General features: G+C 48.3%; 24 protein-coding genes and 1 tRNA gene. 1 reads left to right on the forward strand and 24 read right to left on the reverse strand.

The annotated features are described in order from the left end of the window. Positions 1-92: 92 nt before the first annotated feature. The 6 genes from gap to N288_RS20075 all read right to left on the reverse strand — a co-directional run bounded on the left by gap (position 93) and on the right by N288_RS20075 (position 4,805). Positions 93-1,100 (reverse strand): type I glyceraldehyde-3-phosphate dehydrogenase, encoded by a 1,008-nt coding sequence (gap, locus tag N288_RS20050; RefSeq protein ID WP_009793075.1) that lies wholly within the window; start codon positions 1,098-1,100, stop codon positions 93-95. 57 nt (positions 1,101-1,157) lie between these two features. After that, on the reverse strand, positions 1,158-2,180 hold the full coding sequence (locus N288_RS20055) for a sugar-binding transcriptional regulator (protein ID WP_009793074.1): 1,023 nt from the start codon (positions 2,178-2,180) through the stop codon (positions 1,158-1,160). Between the two features lie 152 nt (positions 2,181-2,332). Continuing rightward, entirely contained in the window at positions 2,333-2,587 is a 255-nt protein-coding gene (locus N288_RS20060; RefSeq protein WP_224949684.1) for a glutaredoxin family protein, read from the reverse strand. 17 nt (positions 2,588-2,604) lie between these two features. Beyond that, positions 2,605-3,936, reverse strand: coding sequence for an RNA polymerase factor sigma-54 (rpoN, locus tag N288_RS20065; RefSeq protein WP_009793072.1), 1,332 nt, complete (start codon positions 3,934-3,936; stop codon positions 2,605-2,607). 194 nt (positions 3,937-4,130) lie between these two features. Further along, positions 4,131-4,202: transfer RNA gene (locus N288_RS20070), tRNA-Arg, on the reverse strand. Between the two features lie 96 nt (positions 4,203-4,298). Beyond that, complete coding sequence (locus N288_RS20075) at positions 4,299-4,805, reverse strand: DUF6241 domain-containing protein (protein ID WP_022544379.1); 507 nt, start codon at positions 4,803-4,805, stop codon at positions 4,299-4,301. Between the two features lie 334 nt (positions 4,806-5,139). On the opposite strand from N288_RS20075, the gene clpP reads away from it, so the two are divergent. After that, positions 5,140-5,745 carry an ATP-dependent Clp endopeptidase proteolytic subunit ClpP gene (gene clpP, locus N288_RS20080; RefSeq protein ID WP_009793069.1) on the forward strand — a complete coding sequence of 202 codons (606 nt, stop codon included), beginning with the start codon at positions 5,140-5,142 and terminating at the stop codon, positions 5,743-5,745. 115 nt (positions 5,746-5,860) lie between these two features. Here the strand turns inward: clpP and N288_RS20085 are convergent, their stop codons facing one another. The 18 genes from N288_RS20085 to N288_RS20170 form a co-directional block, all read right to left on the reverse strand. Next, positions 5,861-6,118, reverse strand: coding sequence for an HPr family phosphocarrier protein (locus tag N288_RS20085; protein ID WP_009793068.1), 258 nt, complete (start codon positions 6,116-6,118; stop codon positions 5,861-5,863). A 30-nt stretch (positions 6,119-6,148) separates the two neighbouring features. Beyond that, on the reverse strand, positions 6,149-7,099 hold the full coding sequence (gene whiA / locus N288_RS20090; RefSeq protein WP_009793067.1) for a DNA-binding protein WhiA: 951 nt from the start codon (positions 7,097-7,099) through the stop codon (positions 6,149-6,151). A gap of 41 nt (positions 7,100-7,140) precedes the next feature. Continuing rightward, entirely contained in the window at positions 7,141-8,124 is a 984-nt protein-coding gene (locus tag N288_RS20095) for a gluconeogenesis factor YvcK family protein (protein ID WP_009793066.1), read from the reverse strand. After that, complete coding sequence (rapZ, locus tag N288_RS20100; protein ID WP_009793065.1) at positions 8,121-9,014, reverse strand: RNase adapter RapZ; 894 nt, start codon at positions 9,012-9,014, stop codon at positions 8,121-8,123. Before rapZ ends, N288_RS20095 begins: the two co-directional genes overlap by 4 nt. Before the next feature lie 29 nt (positions 9,015-9,043). Then, complete coding sequence (locus N288_RS20105; RefSeq protein WP_009793064.1) at positions 9,044-9,502, reverse strand: 8-oxo-dGTP diphosphatase; 459 nt, start codon at positions 9,500-9,502, stop codon at positions 9,044-9,046. 573 nt (positions 9,503-10,075) lie between these two features. After that, the gene (gene trxB, locus N288_RS20110) at positions 10,076-11,026 is read right to left on the reverse strand and encodes a thioredoxin-disulfide reductase (protein ID WP_009793062.1); all 951 of its coding nucleotides are present in this window, start codon (positions 11,024-11,026) and stop codon (positions 10,076-10,078) included. A gap of 218 nt (positions 11,027-11,244) precedes the next feature. After that, entirely contained in the window at positions 11,245-12,744 is a 1,500-nt protein-coding gene (locus N288_RS20115; protein WP_022544381.1) for a tetratricopeptide repeat protein, read from the reverse strand. 475 nt (positions 12,745-13,219) lie between these two features. Next, positions 13,220-13,855 carry a bifunctional phosphoribosyl-AMP cyclohydrolase/phosphoribosyl-ATP diphosphatase HisIE gene (hisIE, locus tag N288_RS20120; RefSeq protein ID WP_009793059.1) on the reverse strand — a complete coding sequence of 212 codons (636 nt, stop codon included), beginning with the start codon at positions 13,853-13,855 and terminating at the stop codon, positions 13,220-13,222. Then, entirely contained in the window at positions 13,852-14,610 is a 759-nt protein-coding gene (hisF, locus tag N288_RS20125; RefSeq protein WP_009793058.1) for an imidazole glycerol phosphate synthase subunit HisF, read from the reverse strand. Before hisF ends, hisIE begins: the two co-directional genes overlap by 4 nt. Further along, positions 14,610-15,341 carry a 1-(5-phosphoribosyl)-5-[(5-phosphoribosylamino)methylideneamino]imidazole-4-carboxamide isomerase gene (hisA, locus tag N288_RS20130; protein ID WP_009793057.1) on the reverse strand — a complete coding sequence of 244 codons (732 nt, stop codon included), beginning with the start codon at positions 15,339-15,341 and terminating at the stop codon, positions 14,610-14,612. Before hisA ends, hisF begins: the two co-directional genes overlap by 1 nt. Further along, on the reverse strand, positions 15,338-15,976 hold the full coding sequence (hisH, locus tag N288_RS20135; protein ID WP_009793056.1) for an imidazole glycerol phosphate synthase subunit HisH: 639 nt from the start codon (positions 15,974-15,976) through the stop codon (positions 15,338-15,340). The genes hisA and hisH overlap by 4 nt, the downstream gene beginning before the upstream one ends. Before the next feature lies 1 nt (position 15,977). Further along, positions 15,978-16,565, reverse strand: a complete 588-nt coding sequence (hisB, locus tag N288_RS20140; protein WP_009793055.1) for an imidazoleglycerol-phosphate dehydratase HisB — start codon at positions 16,563-16,565, stop codon at positions 15,978-15,980. Continuing rightward, entirely contained in the window at positions 16,566-17,846 is a 1,281-nt protein-coding gene (hisD, locus tag N288_RS20145) for a histidinol dehydrogenase (RefSeq protein WP_009793054.1), read from the reverse strand. It abuts the gene before it with no gap. A 27-nt stretch (positions 17,847-17,873) separates the two neighbouring features. Next, on the reverse strand, positions 17,874-18,515 hold the full coding sequence (gene hisG / locus N288_RS20150) for an ATP phosphoribosyltransferase (protein WP_009793053.1): 642 nt from the start codon (positions 18,513-18,515) through the stop codon (positions 17,874-17,876). Then, positions 18,512-19,696, reverse strand: coding sequence for an ATP phosphoribosyltransferase regulatory subunit (locus tag N288_RS20155; RefSeq protein ID WP_022544382.1), 1,185 nt, complete (start codon positions 19,694-19,696; stop codon positions 18,512-18,514). The genes hisG and N288_RS20155 overlap by 4 nt, the downstream gene beginning before the upstream one ends. Positions 19,697-20,082: 386 nt before the next feature. Beyond that, positions 20,083-20,616, reverse strand: coding sequence for an acyltransferase (locus N288_RS20160; RefSeq protein WP_009793051.1), 534 nt, complete (start codon positions 20,614-20,616; stop codon positions 20,083-20,085). Further along, complete coding sequence (gene ppaX / locus N288_RS20165; RefSeq protein ID WP_009793050.1) at positions 20,613-21,266, reverse strand: pyrophosphatase PpaX; 654 nt, start codon at positions 21,264-21,266, stop codon at positions 20,613-20,615. Before ppaX ends, N288_RS20160 begins: the two co-directional genes overlap by 4 nt. Further along, a complete protein-coding gene (locus N288_RS20170; protein ID WP_022544383.1) occupies positions 21,263-22,210 on the reverse strand; it encodes a nucleoside recognition domain-containing protein in 948 nt (315 codons plus the stop codon). Before N288_RS20170 ends, ppaX begins: the two co-directional genes overlap by 4 nt. Positions 22,211-22,222 lie beyond the last annotated feature (12 nt).

Below are 22,222 nucleotides of genomic sequence, written 5' to 3' on the forward strand. Positions count from 1 at the left end.
TCCAATAAAACAGGGTTTTAAAGGAAAGCTTCGGTTCCCGGAGTTCATACAGGACCAAACAATAGCTTATTTATTGTTTTAAATCGTACCTATTAAAGGCCTTGCTTTGCAATGTAGTCTACAAGGTCTACAACGCGGTTAGAGTAGCCTGACTCGTTGTCATACCAAGAGATTACTTTTACCATGCTGCCTTCCATAACCATTGTTGACAATGCATCAATAGTAGAAGAAGCAGGGCTTCCGTTGTAGTCGCTTGATACAAGCGGCTCTTCGCTGTAAGCAAGGATTCCTTTAAGGTCGCCTTCTGAAGCTGCTTTGAATGCTGCGTTGATTTCTTCAGCTGTTACGTCTTTGTCAAGCTCAGCAACAAGGTCAACAAGAGAAACGTTTGGAGTTGGAACACGCATAGCTCCGCCGTTCAGCTTGCCTTTCAGTTCAGGCAATACAAGGGAAACTGCTTTTGCAGCACCAGTTGTAGTTGGGATGATGTTTTCAGCAGCTGCACGCGCACGACGGTAGTCTTTGTGCGGAAGGTCAAGGATCTGCTGATCATTTGTGTATGAGTGAACAGTAGTCATCATACCGCGCTTGATGCCGAACTTGTCGTTCAATACTTTAGCGAATGGCGCTAAGCAGTTTGTTGTACAAGATGCATTTGAGATAACGTGGTGGCTTCCTGCATCATATTTGTCATGGTTAACACCCATAACGATTGTGATATCTTCGTCAGAAGCTGGAGCTGAGATGATAACCTTCTTCGCGCCTGCTTCTAAGTGTTTAGCTGCATCGTCGCGCTTTGTGAAGCGTCCAGTAGATTCTACTACTACTTCAACGCCAAGGTCTCCCCATCCAAGCTGAGCAGGATTGCGCTCTGCAAGAACCTTCACTCTTTGGCCGCCTACTACCAGGAAATCTCCGTCTACAGAAACTTCTTCGTTAAGTGTGCCGTGAACTGTGTCATATTTTAAAAGGTGTGCAAGCATGTTTGCATCTGTAAGGTCGTTTACCGCTACAACTTCTACTTCTGAGTTCTTAAGTGCTGCGCGGAATACGTTGCGCCCGATTCTTCCAAATCCATTAATACCAACTTTAACTGCCATGTTAATATTTCCTCCTTTAGATAGTAGGGATATTTGTTAGTTTTATATTAAAGGGGATTACCCTTTTAACAACTGTTTTGCTGCGCCTTCATCCGTGATCAGGATCGTTGAGGACGGCGCCTGTTTCATATAGGCCCTTATTGCCTTTGCCTTCGAAGACCCTCCGGCAACTGCAATAACATGTTCGATATCTGCCAGGTCTTTGAGCTGAAGCCCTATGGTCTGCACTTTATGGACCACTTCGCCCGCTTCATCGAAATAATAGCCGAATGCTTCTCCTACTGCTTTCCGCTCCTGAATCTTCAATAAGTCCTCCGGTGTCGTTTTACGGCGCTCCGCCATTGTTATAGCGTCTCCAATTCCATGTAAAACCATTCCAGCGGATTGTATCAGATTCAATACTTCATTAATAACGGGTTCCTTCATGATTGTCTCGTACATCGTCTTGCTTACCTGATCCGGGACATGAAGGAATTTGTGGCGGGAGGCTGTGTGCTCCGCCATCATGGCGCAGATGGTATTCGCCTGGTTTTTGACCTCCTCGCCGATGCCGCCCCGTGCAGGGACGAACAGCAATTCGTCGTCAAAGAGATTGGGCGTCAGCATCTCAGCCACGGCCGCCATGGTCGATCCGCCCGTTACAGCAACGGTATTCTTCCCTTTAAGCCGCTGTTTCATACTGGCCGCACAGGCCCTGCCAAGCTCGCTTTTCACCCATGGTGATTCATCGCTGTTGCCGGCAACCACAATCACCTGCCGGACGCCAAGGACTTCTTTCAGCCTTGCTTCCAGTATGTCTATACCCGTTATGTCTCTCATTATGCTTTCAAGTCTTTCCAGTAAATCCTTGCCTTCGGCTGTCAGGTTCATACCTGAACTTGCTACAGAGATAAGATTTTGATTCTTTAGGAAATCAACCTCGCTTCTAAGCACTCTTTCCGTTGATCCAAGGCTCACTGCCAGACTTCTTCGGCCCACCGGCTGCATAAAACCTATGTACTGAAGAATTTGGTAGCGTTTTTGCATAACAGTAAGTAAATCAGGCAATAATCTTTTTTGTATATCGATCAATGAGTCCATCGCATGCCCCTTTTTTAGAAGTATTCCACATAGGAACGTTCTAACGTGGTCAATTTCTGTCCCGCATAGACATATTATGTCCCGCTTGAACCAAAAAAAATCACCCCTGTTACAATTACATTCTAGCAGGAGTGATTTGCGAATTCAACTGATTAGAACCGGTTTTTTGCTGTAAGCGCTTCATATAGCGTAAATTGATCAATCCGCCCAAACTGGACCTCTTCCCCATCCAGTTCCACGACCGGAATCATAAGCCCGTACCGTTCAGTCAGATCATCGCTGGCGCTGATATCCACTTCCTCAAGCTCAAATTCATGCTCTGCTTGAAGATCCAGGATTAATTTTTTTGCATTATCGCACAAATGGCAGCCTTCTCTTGTATATAATCGCATCTGTCGATCTTTCACTATACTTCCTTCTTTCTTCATTCATATCTTTTGCGTTTCGCTGAAGAGGGGATGCCCAGCTGGTCCCTGTATTTGGCAACCGTCCGCCTGGAAATGACGATAGCATCCCCCTTCTCCAGTATGCTCATGATCTCCGAGTCAGAAAGAGGCTTCAGTTTATCCTCAGCTTCTACCATGGCAGCAATCTTCTTCTTCACACTTGCTGACGAAGCACCATCGGCTCCGGTAGTCTTTACCGCGCTTGTAAAAAAGGTCTTCAGCTCAAATGTGCCAAAAGGAGTCTGGACATACTTTTCGCGGACCGTCCGGCTTACTGTCGACTCATGGATTTCCAATTCATCCGCGATTTCTTTCATTGTCATCGGTCTCAGCTTTGCAGGCCCTTCAATGAAAAAATCCTGCTGTTTTTCTACCAGCTTCATTGTAACCTTTTTAATCGTATCTTTCCTTTGTTCCAAACTGCGGACAATCCAATTATAGTCCTGCGACCGGTCCTGGAGGTATTTTCTGACCTCTTTGTCGCCAGTGCTTTTAAAGCTTTCATAATACTGGCTGTTAAAGCTGACTTTTGGGAGCAGCTCATCCTGGACGGTTATCAGGAAAGAGCTGCCGTCCCAGCTGACAGCCACATCAGGGACAATATAGCCTGCACTTTCTTTTGAAAAAGCCGCTGCAGGCCTTGGATTGAGCGTTCTGACTAAATCGGAGACACGCTGGATATCCTTCAGCTCCACACCAAGGAGCGAAGCCAGCTGCTTCCACTTTTTATCGGCGAACCATTCGAAATGCTCTTCCATGATCACTTCAGCGAGATCATCCGGGCTCAAAAGCCGCTGCACCTGCAAAAGGAGGCATTCCTGCAGTGTCCGCGCCCCAATGCCCGCCGGCTCCAGAAGCTGAAGCTCTGCGAGTGCTTCAGCGGCATCACCTTCACTGACGCAGAGCTCATCCGCAATTTCTGTGACACTTTCACGCAAGTAACCGTTTTCATCTATACTTTTAATAATCCTTCTGATGATCTTGTCCATCAGAGGAGATATATATTTAATTTCAAGCTGTGAGATCAAATAATCCTCAAGCAGATTGTCTTTTGCCCTGATCTGCTCGATCCACGATCTGTCATCCTTTTTCAGCTTGCTGCTTGCGCCTCTGACTCTGTCGCGGCGCGGATCCATCGCCCTTACATTTTCTGTCTCTATCTGCATAAGGGGATTTTCAAGCGCCCTGCTCTCCAAAAAGGCCGTAAGCTCAAGCGCAGAATATTGAAGGAGCGCAATCGCCTGGGACAACTCCTGTGTCATCGCCAATTTAAGCGACTGCTGCTGAAATAAACCTGCATTCATGTTCATTGCACATTCCCCCTTCTTCTATTTTACATGATGGAAGGGGAATGGTGAATGGGAATATATATAAAGAAAGCAGAAGCTTTTCGCATTCCGGACTATGGCAGGTGATTCCATGATGTTCATCCCGCGAAGATGTAAAGCATCTTTCAAACGAAAAAAAAGCCTCCAGCCCTATAACAGGCAGGAGGCTTTTGGTACGCCCTCGGCAGGAATCGAACCCACATCTCAAGAACCGGAATCTTACGTGCTATCCGTTGCACCACGAGGGCAAATCATACAGGTCTTCTATAAGACACTAGTATATAATACTAAAGCCGGCCGCTTTTTGTCAATGGTTAAACAATAATTGACTATAGCGGCCGATTTTATTTAAAGTTTTTCTCGATATACTTCTGTTCCTCTTTTTCGCTCAGGAGTCCTTTGGCTTCCCCGACAGTACCGCCCTGGAGCTTCCAGATGCTGTTATGGTCCCTGGCTGCAGACGAAAAGTCGCCCTCACTCCATCTTTTAAGGATATCCAGGTATAAATCTGAATGCTGGTAGTTCATTTCATTGGCTTCCACCACATAGATCAGCCTGCTGATCCTGTCAGGAGTGATCTGCAGTGCGCCCCATTTATTTTCCGCTTTCACCTTTTGATGGCTCATATCATGGATGGCCTGCTGTACAGCTGATTCTTCCATATTGCCCGGGAACAGCTTTTTCAAGTCCTTTTCCCCTTTGGACGAAGCTGACCTTTCTTCCGCAGCCCGTTCTCCCTTTCCTAGTGAAGTATAATTATAGGCAGCATATCCGGCCAGTGCCAGGATGATCAGGCCCAGCCCTGCAAGCCGCAGCTTATTATGAAAAAATGATTTCTTTTTTTTAGACAAAATCGCAGCCTCCAGCATTAATTTACATGCCCGTATCCCCACTTCAATTTTCAGCTTCCTTTGTTTAAAAATAGAAGAGGTGGGTATGATGGTTATGGATAAGGAAATTTTTATCAATGCAATTATTATACCGCATTAAGCAGGTATATCCTGCTAAAGAGAGAATAAAATGATTGCAGCATATATTGGATTTCCATAAGCGATTTGTTTGACCTTTATTGACCATCAGTGTATCATAATGATTACATACAGAACCCAAAATATTTCTTCTTATGGAAGAACATGCTTTAATCCGTTGTATGTTGGATCTTTATCTTGAAGGAGGAACTGACAAATGAATTTAATCCCTACAGTTATTGAACAGACAAACAGGGGCGAGCGCGCATACGATATTTATTCACGCCTTCTGAAAGACCGCATCATCATGCTTGGTAGTGCGATCGATGATAATGTGTCAAACTCCATTGTAGCTCAGCTGCTATTCCTGGAAGCAGAAAACCCTGAAAAGGATATCACTTTGTACATCAACAGCCCTGGCGGCAGCATCACTGCCGGTATGGCGATTTATGATACGATGCAGTACATCCGTCCGAAGGTTTCCACAGTCTGCATCGGGATGGCCGCTTCCATGGGTGCATTCCTTCTGGCAGCAGGCGAGAAAGGCAAGCGTTTTGCCCTTCCAAACAGTGAAGTCATGATCCATCAGCCGCTGGGCGGAGCTCAGGGCCAGGCAACAGAAATCGAAATTGCCGCAAAGCGCATTCTTTTCCTTCGCGAAAAGCTCAACCAAATTCTTTCAGAACGCACAGGCCAGCCGCTTGAAGTGATCGCTAAGGATACTGACCGCGACAACTTCATGACAGCTGAGAGAGCATTGGAATACGGCCTGATCGACCAGATCATCAGCCGCAATGTCCTGGAAGAAAAGAAAGACAAGTAAAGAGAGCAAGAGGGCTGACAGGTTCAGCCCTCTTTTTTGTGGTTAAAGAGATTATGGTGTTAAACAAAGAAAAAGCGCCCTGCACAAATGCTCAGGGTGCCTTTTCAGTTTTTTTTCAGCTTTCCTGCTGGATATATTGCGAAAGCTCTTCGAGTGCTTCCTCTTCATCACTTCCATCAGCCACCAGGTTTACAACAGAGCCGGTGCTGACTGCAAGGCTCATAAGGCCCATGATGCTCTTCGCATTGACCTTCTTTCCGTCCTTCTCCAAAAAGATATCTGAAGAAAAGCGGTTTGCTTCCTGGACAAACAGGGCGGCAGGTCGGGCCTGCAGGCCGGTCCGCAGCTTTACTTCCACTTGTTTTTCAACCATTTCTCTCTAACCTCCCATATTATCTTATTTCTAATTGCCTGTTATGGATTCACCTAAACGCAGTTTTTCTGCTATTTCATCTATTTTTCTAAGTCGGTGATTAATGCCTGATTTGCTGATATGGCTGCCTGACACCATCTCCCCAAGCTCCTTCAGGGTTACATCCTGATAGGCTACCCGAAGCTCTGCAATTTCCCTGAGCTTTTCCGGGAGTATATCAAGGCCGACAGTATCCTTGATATAACGGATATTCTCGACCTGCCTGAGAGCCGCGCCGATTGTTTTATTAAGATTGGCGGTCTCGCAGTTTACAAGCCTGTTCACAGAGTTCCTCATATCCCTGACAATCCGGATATCCTCAAAGCGCAGCAGCGCTCCGTGGGCACCGATGATGTTCAGGAATTCGGTGATCTTCTCGGCTTCCTTCAAATACGTGATATAGCCTTTTTTTCTTTCAAGTGTCTTGCTGTTCAATCCAAATGTATTCATTAATTCACACAAAGAATCATTATGCTCTTTGTATAGTGAAAAAATTTCCAAGTGATAAGATGATGTTTCAGGGTTGTTCACCGAGCCGCCGGCAAGGAAGGCGCCGCGCAGATAGGAGCGCTTGCAGCATTTCTTTTTCACAAGCTCCTCTGAAATATCATGGGTAAAATCAAATCCCTCTTTCAGGATCTTCAGGTCGGCGAGTATTTCCTGCGCCTGCTGCGCCAGTCTTACAATATAGACATTATTCTTTTTCAGGCGCATCTTTTTTCGTACAAGCAGCTCCACTTGAACGGTGTAATTCTTTTTCGTCAGTGTATAAATTCTTCTCGCTATGGCGGCATTCTCTGTCTGGATATCCACAATTAGTTTCCGGCTGGAAAAAGAGAGTGATCCGTTCATCCGAATAAGCGCTGATAATTCAGCCTTGCCGCAGCAGTCTTTAACTTCAAGGTTGGTTAGTTCCTTTTTCGTTTCCGAAGCGAAAGACATACCTTCACCCCCCGCCCAGACAAACGCTTGCACATTTATATTTACGCTTTATATCGCTTGCTGGTTTCATTTATTAGTAAAGAAAATAAAATATCTGCTACTTCCTGTGTATCATGGCGGATAACGCCGCCGTCCAGGCTGACGATTTCGCCGTGAACAACCTCGAGGCCCAGCCCCTGCAGGTTGGCCACATCATAATGGACAGGCTTGGCCAGCTCCTCGCTGTACCGCTCCTGTACTTTTTCCGGAATATCTTCCTTATTGACAAGGATCGTATTGATAAAAGAACAGTTCATATGGTCATATATGGCCTTTACATGATCGCTCGCCGTAAAATCAAGCGTCTCCCCTGCCTGCGTCATCAGATTGCAGATATAGACCTTTTTGGCCTTCGCATTGCAGACCTCTCTTCCCAGGTTCGGAACAAGGAGGTTTGGAAGTATGCTTGTATAAAGGCTGCCAGGCCCGATGATGATCAGATCCGCCTGCCTGATGGCCTGGATGGTCTCCGGCAGGGCATTGACATCCTCAGGGCTCAGGAAGACTTTTTTAATTTTTTTCCCTGAGTATGGAATCTTGGATTCTCCTGAAACAATTGTCCCATCCTCCATCTCAGCATGGAGGACGACACTCTGGTCTGCAGCCGGGAGAACCTTTCCCCTAACATTGAGAACCTTGCTCATTTCCTGGATGGCATGAGTGAAATTGCCTGTGATCGAGGTCATGGCAGCAAGGATCAGGTTGCCGAGTGAATGGCCGGAAAGCTCATTCGCGGTGCTGAACCTGTGCTGGAACATTTCCTCGATGAGCGGCTCCACATCAGACAGTGCAGCTAAAACATTTCGAATATCCCCAGGGGGAGGAATCTGCAGTTCATTCCGGAGGCGGCCCGAGCTCCCGCCATCATCAGCCACCGTCACGATGGCTGTGATATCTGCAGGATGCTTCTTCAAACCGCGCAGGAGGACCGGGAGCCCTGTGCCTCCCCCTATGATGACGATTCTAGGCTGTTCTGTACCTGTCATGTTGTTTTATCCTTTCTCCTCTCGATATCGCGATGAGTGATATGTGTATGGTAATCCGCTTCATAAAAGCGGGCAATATACTCAGCTAGGGCTACAGAACGGTGCTGGCCGCCTGTGCAGCCAATCGCGATCACCAGCTGGGCCTTGCCCTCGCGCTTATAGTGAGGGAGCATGAAGCTCAGCAGATCTGTAACCTTTTCGAGAAATTTATTGGTTTCATTCCATTTCAGTACATATGTCGACACATCTTCATCCAAGCCGGTTTTCGGCCTCATGCTCTCGATGTAATGGGGATTCGGCAGAAATCGTACATCAAACACAAGATCTGCGTCTATCGGCAGGCCATGCTTAAAGCCAAATGACATTACATTGACGGTAAACGTCGTCTTCCGGTTGACTGAAAACTGATCAAGGATTTTTTCCCTCAGCTCCCGCGGCTTCATGTTTGATGTTTTATATATCAGCTGGGCCCTCCCCTTCAGCTCCTCCAGAAGCTCCCTTTCAAGCTTGATGCCTTCAAGAGGCAAACCTGACGGAGCAAGGGGATGGGAACGCCGCGTTTCCTTGTAGCGCCTGACCAATGTAGAGTCATCCGCATCCAGATACAAAATCTGCGGAGCCACCCATGAAGTTTCGGCCAAATCGTCCAGCGCCTTGAATAGATGATCAAAGAACTCCCTGCCGCGAAGGTCCATGACCAGTGCAACCTTATTCATCTTATTCCCTGATTCCTTCATCAGTTCAAGAAATTTCGGAAGCAGAGTCGGAGGCAGGTTATCCACACAGAAAAAGCCAAGATCCTCAAAACTCTGGATCGCCACTGTTTTCCCTGCTCCCGACATCCCAGTTATTATGACCATTTGTGTATCAGTCGCCGCACCGCTGCTCATTCCTATTCTCCCCTTGTAATCTATATTATTTAACTCGGGTCCAGCCGGTAGCTTAGAAGCTCGAAATTCGGCGTATAGGTAAACGTCCCGTAAATAATTCCATTTCCATGAATCATATATTCAAGAATGTGATAATCGCCGGCAGCCATCGGCAGATTCTTGATATCATCAAAATCATGCCAGGACAGCTTCCCTTCCTCCGACTCATCCAGATTGATGCCATCAGACTCCCGTGCAAGGAAAGTAAACATCATCCATTCAGAAAGCACCTTATCCCCGTCTTTCATAATGAAGGTAAAGATCCCCTTCAAGCCCGGGTTTCTTAAGTATATGCCTGTCTCCTCGCGGAATTCCCTGATGCAGGAATCCCGGACTGATTCACCCGGCTCCATCTTTCCTCCGGGCGCTACCCACCAGCCACGTCTCGGTTTTTGTAAAAGCAATACTTGATTTTCCTTCAACAGCACACAATTCGTGACCCGCTGCAACAGCCTCACCTCAGCATTTCCTTCTCATGACCGCCGTACAGGCAGTCCTGTCGAATATATTCTTTTCATTATACTATTTTTGTCATGCAGCCACAATGAAATGAAAAAATGAAATGCGGAGGCGGCTCGCCCAGAGCCGACAAGCATAAGACGCAAAAGAATAAAAGGCGTTCTTTGCCTTTAATTCTTTTGTGGCTTATGACTCGAGGCTCTAGCCGCCGGAGCTGGACAAATTGAAATGCAAAGGCGTCTTGCCTCCGCCCAAAAAAAAGAGCACAGGCTATGTAGGCCTGTGCTGCACAAAGGATTATATCTTAAAAGGGGGTCAATTTCTATTCCTATATTACCCGATGTTTATTGCACTACTGTTACAGTACGATTAAAACAAAATGACTTTTTAAAATTCTGGTAAAAAGCTGCCCAAAACCCTTATATATTGCGGCTTTTGGCCTATTACCCCAGCTGGATGGAAGCGGCATCTTTTTTACTTTTCCCTCTTAAAAAAATCTTATCTGCCCTGACAGTGAATGAAAAAAACGTCCATCTTCGGAATGGACGTTTTTTCAATCAATATTAAGCTTTCGCCTTTAAAGATTCCATCAATTCTTCCACAAAGTGCTGGGCACTTTGTGCGGCAATACTGCCATCGCCTGTTGCTGTCACGATCTGGCGAAGCATTTTCTCACGGATATCTCCGGCAGCGAAAATGCCGGGAACCTTCGTTTCCATGCGTTCGTTCGTTTCGATATAGCCGTTCTCATTGGTGATGCCAAGGCTTTGGAAAGGTTTGGACAATGGCACCATGCCAATGTAGATGAATACGCCATCTGCCTTGAATTCGCGCTCTTCCCCATTTTCAGTAGAAACAAGCGTGACGCTTCCTACCTTGCCTTCGCTCTCGTTGATTTCTTTAACTGTAGAGTTCCAGATGAAATCAACCTTCTCGTTGTCAAACGCGCGCTGCTGAAGGATTGCCTGTGCGCGCAGCTCGTCGCGGCGGTGGACGATGGTTACTTTTTCCGCGAAACGGGTCAGGTAGACGCCCTCCTCGACAGCAGAATCTCCTCCGCCGACAACAACAAGCTCTTTGCCTTTGAAGAACGCGCCATCACAGACAGCACAATATGATACACCGCGGCCGCCGAGTTCTTTTTCACCCGGAACACCGATTTTTTTATATTCAGCACCCGTTGTAATGATTACAGCACGGGCTTTATATTGTTTTGATCCTGCAACCACGGTTTTGTATTCTTCACCGTCGATGATTTCTTTGATATCGCCATATGCATATTCGGCGCCGAATTTCTTGGCGTGGTCGAACATTTTAGTAGACAGGTCAGGGCCCAGGATATGATCGAAACCAGGATAGTTTTCGACTTCTTCTGTGTTGGCCATTTGCCCTCCCGGCACGCCGCGTTCAATCATCAATGTAGACAGGTTGGCACGGGATGTATACACAGCAGCTGTCATTCCGGCCGGTCCTGCGCCAGCGATGATGACATCATAAATTTTTTCTTCTGTCATCTTGCTCCACTCCTTCACTAGGACTTGCTGATTCCCCCTGAGAAATGCTTTTTCTATAGTATATTACCGCTCTGAAAAAATTGCCTTTACCGCCTCGGCGGGCAGAAGGAACTGATGGAGCAGTGCGTTTATTCCCAAGAAAAACAGCGGTTGTTTCAATAGTATTTCCTTACTAACCATATCCTATAAAACAATAAGGATACAGTCCAAGAATCTGCTCATTTCAGAAAGCTGCTGACTGATTTTATATACTTTTGCAGCGTGGAAGCAGAAAGCCCGTACTGTGCTGCGACGCTTTGCTGCGAGACTTTTTCACTGCGCTGCTTTCTCCAGACATATTCCACGGCACCGGCCCATGCTTTTGCATTCCTGGCAAGGAGCCCCTGGCCTTCGGCTTCATTGAAGACAGTAAACCATGCCAGGTACAATCCGGCTTCAACCGTTCCGATCGGCTTGTGGTGTTTGTATAAGAGCTCTGCCGTTTCATGGGCAATATTCACACTGTTTTTTTCTGGTGCGCCCTTTTCAATCAATGATGCATATTCCCTGTCAACGCTGTTGAATTTCGGATTCTGCTTAACATCCTTGCTTGCAAGGATCTCATCTTTGCTGCCTGATTTTGAAGCAAGGAAAAGAGCAAATAAGCGTTCCTCCGCATATTCACTGTTCATTTTTTTATAGATGGAATCCAGATGGTCCTCGAAACCCGCTGTTTCCGGCTTATCTTCATTCCATGGTTCAAGGCCCGCCTTCTCAGGGCTGTATTCCAGCACCCGTTTCCAGAAGTTCCTGGCCTGGTCCTCTTTCCCCGTAAAGTAGGAAGAATAAGAAAGCCAGTAATAAAAGGCGCCATCCCCCTCGTAGCCTGACTTGTGAAGCTTGCGCAGCCACTTGTAGGCAGGCTCATATTCACCGACAAGCGCGAAGGTGGCCCCCAGCTTGAACTGGTGATCGATCAAAAGCGGCTGAATTTTTTTCAGCGTTTCAATTAAAGCCTTTACCTCTTCAAGATCATGCTGATAGTAGGCAAACACAAGCTTATTGCAGAGCGCATGAAGATTGCCCTGGTTGCGTACAAGCACCTCGTCAAGGATATCGTTCGCCTTGTTCACTTCTCCCAGGTAAAAATGGGCAAGCGCCAGGTTATTGTAGGCTGACCAATATTCCGGATAATCCTCAATCACCGTGCTCAAAATTTCCACTGCTTTCGGGAAATGCCCTGATTCAAGAAGCTCTCTTGCCTGCTCCTGCTTGGTGATCAGGTCGTCCTGCTCATACAGCTCTTCATCCAGATCTTCTGCTTCCAGTGTCAAAAGTTCCAAAAGATCTTCCGTATCCTCAATGAACTCTCCATCAGGCTCGAGCTCCAAATACGTATTGGCATGCTGGTAAGCATCCTTGAAGAATCCCAGGTGGGCATAATTATTGGCAAGGAAGTAATGGCATTCAGCCATTTCCTCGTCAAGCTCCTCCAGGACAAGATGCAGCAGCTTATTCGACTTCTGGTATTCATTCAATTCTGTATACACGATCGCCAGCTGGCAGGCAATCATCGGCTCGCCCGGCTCCAGCTGCATCGCACGCTGCAGATATTTGCTTGCTTTATGAAAATCCCGGCGGTGAAAGGATTTGATCCCTTTTGAAAAATAATACTCGCCAGTCGGGATGAATGTAAGTAGTTTCCCCATCGGTTGTCTTGCTTTTGAGTCTTTGCTCATGTAATCCCTCATCTCTAGGCAGCAGGCCAATCACTCGCACACCTGCGCCAGCCTTAACTACAGTAGTATATCACATGTGCAAGCCGCCGGAGAAGAGCAGAATGAGATTAGTATTTTTCGGTAAACAGAATTGTGGCCATGAGTTTAAAAGCGTATCTGCAGGTGGAGTTTTCCTGCCCATCATGGCATTCAGTTGGTTTTGCCTAAGGCACTTCCGGAGGTTCTTGAGGAAATTTCCTGGATTCTTTCACAATATCTGCTGAATTTCAGCACAGTTCTGCTTAACCTAAGCATGTTACAGCATAATTCTGCCGTGATTCTACCTAGAACAGCCGTTATTCAACCCTGATCCCGCATGATTCACCCTAGTTTTTTTGTTATTCACCCTAGTTTCCACACGATTCACCCCTTCTTACATTTTTCACCACAATTCACCAAAAAGAGGCCAGCTTAAGTGAGCTGCCCTCCTCAAAAATCAACCTTTTTCATGCCGCTCTTTCAGCACACCAAGCACTTCCTCGAATGGCAGCTTCTGCTCGCGCAATAGGACGAGCAGGTGGTAAAGCAGATCGGCGCTTTCCCATTTGAGCTCTTCCTGGTCGCGGTTTTTTGCCGCGATGATGACCTCTGCGGATTCCTCGCCAACCTTTTTCAGGATTTTATCAACACCTTTTTCAAACAGATAGGTTGTGTAGGCCCCTTCCGGACGCTCTTTTTCCCGCTGCTCAATTACCCGCTCCAGATCGGCAAGGATGCTGTAGCTGTCCTGTATACCTTCTGCCAATCCTTCTGATTGATAGACCGTTTCATTAAAGCAGCTGACGGCACCTGTATGGCATGCAGGCCCGGCTGGCTCAACAAGCACGACGAGGGCATCCTGGTCGCAGTCATATTTGATTTCAGCGATCCTCTGCGTATTTCCGCTGGTTGCTCCTTTATGCCACAGCTCCTGGCGTGATCTGCTGTAGAACCATGTTTCGCCGCTTTCAATGGAAAGAGACAGTGATTCACTGTTCATATAGGCAAGAGTCAATACTTCCTTCGTTTTCCGGTCCTGGACCACCGCCGGAATCAGACCGTTTTCATCAAATTTCAGTTCTTCCAGATTCATCGGACCGTCACCCCTTTTTCTTTTAAAAATTGTTTTACTTCGCTGACTGATGTTTCTTTATAATGGAAAATCGACGCAGCAAGGGCCGCATCAGCCTTCCCTTCTGTAAAGGCATCAGCGAAATGGGCGCTGTTGCCGGCACCTCCGGATGCGATGACCGGAACGCTGACAGCCTCGCTCACTGCTTTCGTTAATGAAAGGTCAAACCCGTTTTTCCCGCCGTCGGCATCCATGCTGGTCAGCAGGATTTCCCCGGCGCCAAGCTCAACCGCCTGCCTTGCCCATTCAATCACTTCAAGGTCCGTCTCTTTGCGGCCTCCATGAGTGTACACTCTCCAGGATCCAAGCTCAGGATCATACTTCGCATCAATTGCAACAACAATGCACTGTGACCCGAAGAAGCTTGCTCCTTCCCTGATCAGATCCGGATTGTTTACAGCTGCTGTATTCAAGGAAACCTTGTCTGCGCCTGCCCTGAGGATTCTTTTCATGTCATCAAGTGCATTGATTCCGCCGCCGACCGTGAAAGGGATGGCCAGCTCTGAAGCTACTGCCTTCACGACTTCAGTCATGGTCTTTCTGCCTTCATGGGAAGCAGAGATATCAAGGAATACAAGCTCGTCAGCTCCCTGCTGATCATAAAAGCGGGCGAGCTCTACCGGATCGCCGGCATCGCGGAGCTGTACAAACTGAATTCCTTTTACGACCCGGCCTTCCTTTACATCGAGGCATGGGATGATCCGTTTTGTCAGCATCAGCGGGTCACTTCCTTCAAGGCCTGTTCAACCGTGAACCGGCCTTCATAGATGGCTTTCCCGACAATCGCGCCGGAAACGCCCTCAGCCTCATTCTCCTTCAATGCTGCCAAATCAGCAAGGCTGCTTACGCCCCCTGAAGCAATGACGCTTTTTCCGGTCGCTGCCGCGAGCTCCCTGACCGCCTCGGCATTTGGTCCGGACAGCATCCCGTCTGTCGCGATATCGGTAAAAATAAAGGTCTCTGCTCCAGCTTCAGCAAACCGCTTCCCAAGCTCAACCGCTTTTACCTCGGAAGTATTGAGCCAGCCATGTGTCGCAACATAGCCATCCTTTGCATCAAGACCGACCGCAATTTTATCGCCGTACTTGCGGATCATCTCTTCAGCAAATTCAGGATCAGAGACCGCAATGCTGCCGATGATCACACGGGATACGCCATTATCGAGATAGTGGGCGATATCCTCCTCTGTCCGGATCCCCCCGCCTATCTGGACCTTTGCACCAAGCTCCTGCGCAGCCTTAATGACAAAAGAGTCATTCACACGCTTGCCATCTTTTGCGCCGTCAAGGTCGACCATATGTATCCATTCTGCGCCTGCCTCGGCAAAAGATTTGGCCATATCGAACGGAGAATCGCCGTAAATCGTTTCCTTCTCATAATCTCCCTGCAGCAGGCGGACACATTTGCCTGCTCTCATATCAATGGCCGGATAGATGGTAAAGCTCATTGGGACTCTCCTCCTTTGCTGGCTATCGTCGTAAAATTCCGCAGCAGCTCCATGCCAAGGGAACTGCTTTTTTCCGGGTGGAACTGCATCCCGAAGACATTGTCCCTGCCGACCACAGCAGGAACTTCCCTATCATAAAAGCTTCTTGCAAGGACAACATCATGATCGCCCGGCTCTGCATAATAGGAGTGGACAAAATAAACATATCCTTCTTCCACATTCTTCAGAATCGGTGAAGAGTTGATGAACTCAAGCCTGTTCCAGCCCATATGCGGGACCTTGTATTTTTCCCTTTGCTCATCTTCTCCTGGAAAACGGACAACCTTTCCAGGCAAAAGTTTCAAGCCTTCTGAATAGCCATTTTCCTCACTGCTTTCGAACAAAAGCTGCATGCCAAGGCAGATGCCGGCAAGCGGCTTGCCTGCCGCGGTATATTCCTGAATCATCCCTGTCAGCCCGGTAGCATTCAGCCGGTCCATTGCATCCTTGAAGCTGCCTACTCCAGGAAGGATCAGCCCATCCGCTTTTTTCAGCTCTTCCTGGTCTTCTGATAGAAAGTAAGGGACTTCAAGCCGCTCTAGCGCTTTGCTGACGCTGAACAGATTACCCATTCCATAATCAATGATGCCGATCATTTTATAACATCCCTTTCGTTGACGGAACTCCTTTAATTCTTGGATCGATTGTCGTCGCTTCATCAAGCGCCCTTGCAAGCGCCTTGAAAATGGCTTCGATAATATGATGTGTATTTTGGCCATAGTGGACGATCACATGCAGATTCATCCGCGCTTCAAGGGCCAGCTTCCACAGGAATTCATGGACAAGCTCCGTATCGAAGGTGCCGACCTTCTGGCTAGGGAAGTCTGCCCTGATTTCCAGGTGCGGACGGTTGCTCAGGTCGACAACAACTTGCGCTAATGCTTCATCCATCGGCACAAATGCATTTCCGTAGCGTTTGATGCCTTTTTTATCCCCTAGCGCTTCCTTTAAAACCTGGCCGAGGCAGATGCCGATATCTTCTGTTGTATGATGGTCATCCACCTCTGTGTCGCCCTTCGCATCTACTGTCAGATTGAATTGCCCGTGCTTGGCAAAAAGGTCGAGCATATGTGTCATAAATGGGACAGGCGTTTCCAGCTTGGATTGTCCTTCTCCATCAATTTCGAGGGATAGAGCTATTTGTGTTTCGTTTGTAATCCGTTCAACAGATGCCGTTCTTGCCATTTATTTTTCCTCCTTGTTATTCAAGCGCTCCTCGATTGCCCGCGCATGGGCTTCCAGGCCTTCAAGCCTGGCAAAGGCAGCGATTTTTGCTCCATTTTCCTGAAGCGATTTTTTACTATAATAAACGATGCTCGATTTTTTCTGAAAATCCTCCACATTGAGCGGACTGGAGAAACGGGCTGTCCCGTTCGTCGGCAATACATGATTCGGGCCGGCAAAATAGTCGCCGACAGGCTCAGGGCTGTATCTCCCCAGGAAGATGGCCCCAGCATGCCTGATCTGGCCGAGAAGCTCCATCGGGTTTTCCGTCAGCACTTCGAGGTGCTCAGGTGCCAGACGGTTCACCGTTTCTACGGCTTCTTCCATAGTTTCCGCCACATAAATCATACCGAAGTCTTCAATTGATTTCCCGGCAATTTCCCGGCGGGGGAGATCTGCAAGCTGCCGTTCCACCTCTTCTGCTACCTTTTCAGCGAGAATTGAGGAGGCTGTAACCAGAACACTGCAGGCCATCGGATCATGCTCTGCCTGTGACAGCAGATCTGCAGCCACTTCGTTTGCTCTCGCCGTTTCGTCGGCGAGCACGGCAATTTCACTCGGGCCGGCAATCATATCGATATCAACATCTCCAAATACTTCCCTTTTGGCAAGAGCTACGAAAATATTACCCGGTCCAGTAATTTTGTCTACAGGCTTAATGGATTCTGTTCCATAAGCCAATGCAGCAATGGCCTGTGCACCGCCGATTTTATAGATCTCTTCTGCTCCTGCTTCCTTAGCAGCTACAAGTACTGCAGCCGGGAGCTTTCCGTCCCGGCCTGGCGGGGAGGTGATAACAATCCTTCTGACTCCAGCCACTTTTGCCGGAATTACATTCATCAGGACAGAGGATGGATAGGCTGCAGTGCCGCCCGGAACATACAAGCCTGCTGAATCAAGCGGTGTCACCTTCTGGCCTAGCATCGTCCCGTTTTCATCCGTGGTCATCCAGGATGGCCGAAGCTGCTTCTCGTGAAAGCTGCGGATATTGGCTGCGGCCTCCTTGATTACCTCGAGGATTGAAGGATCAATTGTACTGTAGGCTTCCTCTACTTCAGCAGGAGTGGCCGCGAAGGAGGAAAGCTGGATCCCGTCAAATTTTTCTGTGTAGCTGCGGACGGCCTCGTCACCATTTTTGCGCACTTCGGCAATGATGCTTTTAACAGCATACCTTTGCTCTTCCGTACCGCTGTCAACCGATCTTTTAATAGAAATCTCTTCTGATACTCTGATGATTTTCATCCTGTTTCCCCTCCCTGAAGCAGCAAGCTATTGAGCTGCCTGTTCATTCACGACCCTGCTGAGCTTGTCGACAATCTCGCTGATTCGCTTGTCCTTGATCCGGTAGCTGACCGGATTGACAATCAGCCTGGATGTGATGCCGACGATCTGCTCATACTCGACCAGTCCATTTTCTTTCAGTGTCCTGCCTGTTGACACGATATCGACGATCCTGTCCGACAGTCCGATCAGCGGGGCAAGTTCAATGGAGCCGTTCAGCTTGATGATTTCAACTTGTTCCCCCTGCTCGCGGAAATATGCCGCGGCCACATTCGGATATTTAGTTGCCACTTTTGGCGCCACTTCATTCATTTTTGTACCCGGAATTCCTGCTACAGCAAGATAGCAGGCACTGATTTTCAAATCAAGCAGCTCATATATATCACGCTCTTCCTCGAGCATAACGTCTTTTCCTGCTATCCCGAGGTCCGCCACCCCATGCTCCACATAGGTCGGTACGTCCATCGGCTTTGCAAGGATAAATTGAAATCTTTCTTCCTCCACATCAATGATCAGCTTGCGTGAGTCATCAAATTCGGGCGGCAGATCGAAGCCGGCCTGGCGCAGCAGCTCTGCAGCCTCCTCAAATATCCGCCCTTTCGGCATCGCAATCGTCAGCAGGTCCTTCATTGCTGCTCCTCCTTCCCGGCTTTTCCAACTAAAAAGGTAATATCATCATATTGGCTTGTGCACGCATCCAGGTTTTTGACGCCGCTGATATCCTGAAGCACAGCCTTGATCCCTGATTTCCTCATAACCTTTGCTTTTTCATATGCCTCGCGCCTGCGCTCCGAGCTGAAGATGATGCAATGGAGCGGCTCTTTTTCCCCTGCTCCGCCTAGAGCTTCAAGCAGGCGGTCAAGCCGGATGGCAAAGCCGGTCGCCCCTGAAGATTTTCCGAACTTTTTCAGCAGAAGGTCATAGCGGCCCCCATTGCCGATCGGAAAGCCGACATTCCCTGCGTATACTTCAAATAAAATTCCGGTGTAATAGCTCATATGGCTGACAAGCGTCAGATCAAGCTTGATTTTTTCACCTTCGCCAAAATCGGCCATCGTGTCCCACAGACGTTCAAGCTGGACGATCGCTTCCCTGCCCTTATTATTTTCAATCAGGCTGAACGCCTGCTCAATCGCTTCGCGGCCGCCCCTGAGCTGAAGGAAATCCAGGAGGCGCTGCTTATCTATAGAAGATAGCGGGAGATTCTTCACATGCTCCCGGTACCCGACATAATTTTTTTCATAAAGAAATCTCGTTAATTCATTGGCCCTTTCTTCTGTTCCAAGAACCTGGCGGAAAAACTCCTGTACAAAGCCGATATGGCCGACAGACAGCTGGAAGTCCTCCAGGCCCGCTTTTTTCAGCGAGCTGATGAGGAGAGCCAGGCCTTCGCCATCCGCGCTGATTGAATCATCGCCAATCAGCTCGACGCCGATCTGTTCAAACTCAGCCGGGCGGCCGCCTTCTCTCTGCTGGGCCCGGTATACATTGGCTGAATAGGCGAGTCTCAATGGAAGATCTTCTTTCAAAAGCCTGGATGCAGCCACCCGGGCAATCGGGGCTGTCATATCCGGCCGCAGCACAAGAGTATGGCCCTGCTGGTCCAGGAGCTTGAACAGCTGCTGATCAAGTGTCGCCGAAGCTGAGCCGACGGTTTCATAATATTCTAGCGCCGGTGTTTCCATAAATTGATAGCCCCAGCTCTTCATCTCCTCTTCAATGGAAGAGCGGACCCTGCTTTTTGTTTCATATATTTCAGGCAATGTATCACGCATGCCTAATGGCTTTTCAAACATAAATAAACGGCTCATCGTATTCCACCTCTAAATCAAAAGTTCCGAATCCTTTAGTTCGCTAATATGTTATCGAATTGAAGTTATTAGTAGTTTATCGCTGTTTCCAGCATGCGTCAACCATTAATGCTTATTTTCTGAAAATCGGGGGGATGTATCCGTGGAAAAGCTTTTGAGGCAGTTGAGTACTGGGCTTGGAACCGGTATATGCAGGGGTTCTATGGTTTTTATTTGCGGGATTTTTGTTTTATTTGCGGGAATCTGATTATATTTGCGAGTTTCCAATTTTATTTGCGGCTTTTCCGATATATTTGCAAGTTCCCCTTTTTGCAGCTTTCACGATTATACCTGTCCCCTTCTCCTATCAAAAAAGCCCCATCAACCGAAGTTAATGGAGCTTTCTATCACTCAGCCTGGCCGTAGATCGGATCATCCTGCCAGCGCTTTTGCAGTTCTTCTTTTGTATAAATGACGCGCATCGGGTTTCCCCCGACGAAACTGCCGGGCGGGACGTCCTTGTGGACAAGGGTGCCGGCGGAGACGATCGCACCGTCGCCGATCGTGATTCCGGGCAGCAGAGTTGAGTTGGCGCCGATCATGACCTCGCTGCCGATTTTCACCTCACCGAGGCGGTATTCGCGGATTAAATATTCGTGCGCCAGGATGGTCGTGTTATAGCCGATGACCGTGTTGCGTCCGACGCTTATTTTTTCCGGGAACATCACATCCAGCATGACCATAAGCGCGAACGAAGTCTGATCGCCGACCTTCATTTTCAGGAATGTACGGTACAGCCAGTTTTTCAATCCGAGAAAAGGGGTGTACCGGGCCAGCTGTATGACGATGAAATTTTTTACAACCTTCGCGAACGGGACCGTTTTGTACACATGCCAGAGGGAATTGGCGCCCTCAACCGGATGCCTGACTGTCTTCCTCATCCTTTATAATCCTCCAGGATATCAAGGAGGTCAGCCATATTCTCCAGCATAAAATCAGGCTTGTACTGCATCAGATGCTCCCTGCCCTTAGCAGACCAGGCGACAGCGGCTGATTTGGTGCCTGCATTATGCCCGGCAAGAATATCATGGTGGTTATCCCCCACCATGATAGCTTCTTCCGGACGGGAGCCGAGGAGCTCAAGCGCCTTGTAAATCGGCTCCGGATCAGGCTTAGCTTTTTCAACATGGTCCAGTGCCACGACAACTTCAAAGAACTGGTCCAGATTCGTCAGCTTCAGCCCTTTTTCCACGACTGGCATAACCTTCGTCGTAACAATCCCAAGCTTGTAGCCTGATTCCTTCAGGGTCCTGACTGTATCAAACACACCATCAAACTCTTTGACAAGCACATCATGGTTCGCAAGATTGAACTCGCGGTATTTGCCGATCATCTCTTCAACCCGGCTTTCATCAATGCCGGCAAAAGTCTCATGCAGGGTCGGACCCATGAACGGAAGCACATCCTCCCGCTTGTATTTGTTCGGATAATACGCTTCAAGCGTGTGGAGGAATGAGCTGATGATCAGTTCATTTGTATCAATCAATGTTCCGTCCAGATCAAATAAAATCGTGTTTATGTTTTCGTTCACAAAGCAGCTTCCTTTCTATTGCTGGCCACTTGGGAGCGGCGGTTCCAGAAAAAGGCGACCGCCAATGTCAGTATAATGGCTGTGCCAAGGCGTATCAGGAGCAGCGGCAGCACCGGAATGCCCAGCGGGAGGAAAATAAGTGTATCTTCGATTACCGCATGGCATGCAACCAGGAAGATGAACGCGATGGTTACATCCTTCCGGCTGACTCCGTCCTCTTTGACAGCCTGTATCATGACTCCCGCCCCGTATGCCAGGCCAAAAATCAGGCCGGCAGCCAAAGTGGTCGAGGTATTCTCTTTCATTCCCAGCGCCCTTGTTGCAGGCGCCATCCATTTTGAAAAAACATCCAGCCATTTCAAGTCTTTCAGCAGCTGTATCCCAATCATCAGCGGAATGACGATGATGGCGAGCTGCAGAATCCCGAGACCCGCCTTGGTTACCGCTTCTAAAAGAATGGCAGAAACACCTGATGCCTGTTCTTCCTTGGCCGGGATCAGGCCGTACTGTGCAAGCTCGGAGCCGCCGCGCCATACCAGATTGATCACCACTGCAGACAGGATGGCCAGGCCGAAACGTACGGCCAGGATAATCCAGAGCTTAACGCCCACCTTGAGCGCCACACCGGATTCAATCAGGATATTATGCGAGAAGGACAGCATAACCGCAATGATGAATACTTCCTTCACCGAAAGATCCAATGTCAGGATGGCCCCGATGGCTGCGTACAGATTCAGGAAGTTCCCGAGCACAAGCGGAATGGCGGCATCACCGGATAGTCCAAGCAGTCCCATCAGCGGCGTTATCACCTTAATGACCCAGGGAAGCACAGGCGTATATTGAAGCAGCGCAACGATCAGCGTGACAGGGAAAATGATTTTCCCCAGTGACCATGTCGTTTTAAGCCCTGCAGCTAATCCTCGTTTGAGCGTGCCGAACAGCATGTTTTCTCTCCC

Origin of the sequence: Bacillus infantis NRRL B-14911 (assembly GCF_000473245.1) — a bacterium.
In the GTDB taxonomy this organism is placed as follows: domain Bacteria; phylum Bacillota; class Bacilli; order Bacillales; family Cytobacillaceae; genus Bacillus_AB; species Bacillus_AB infantis.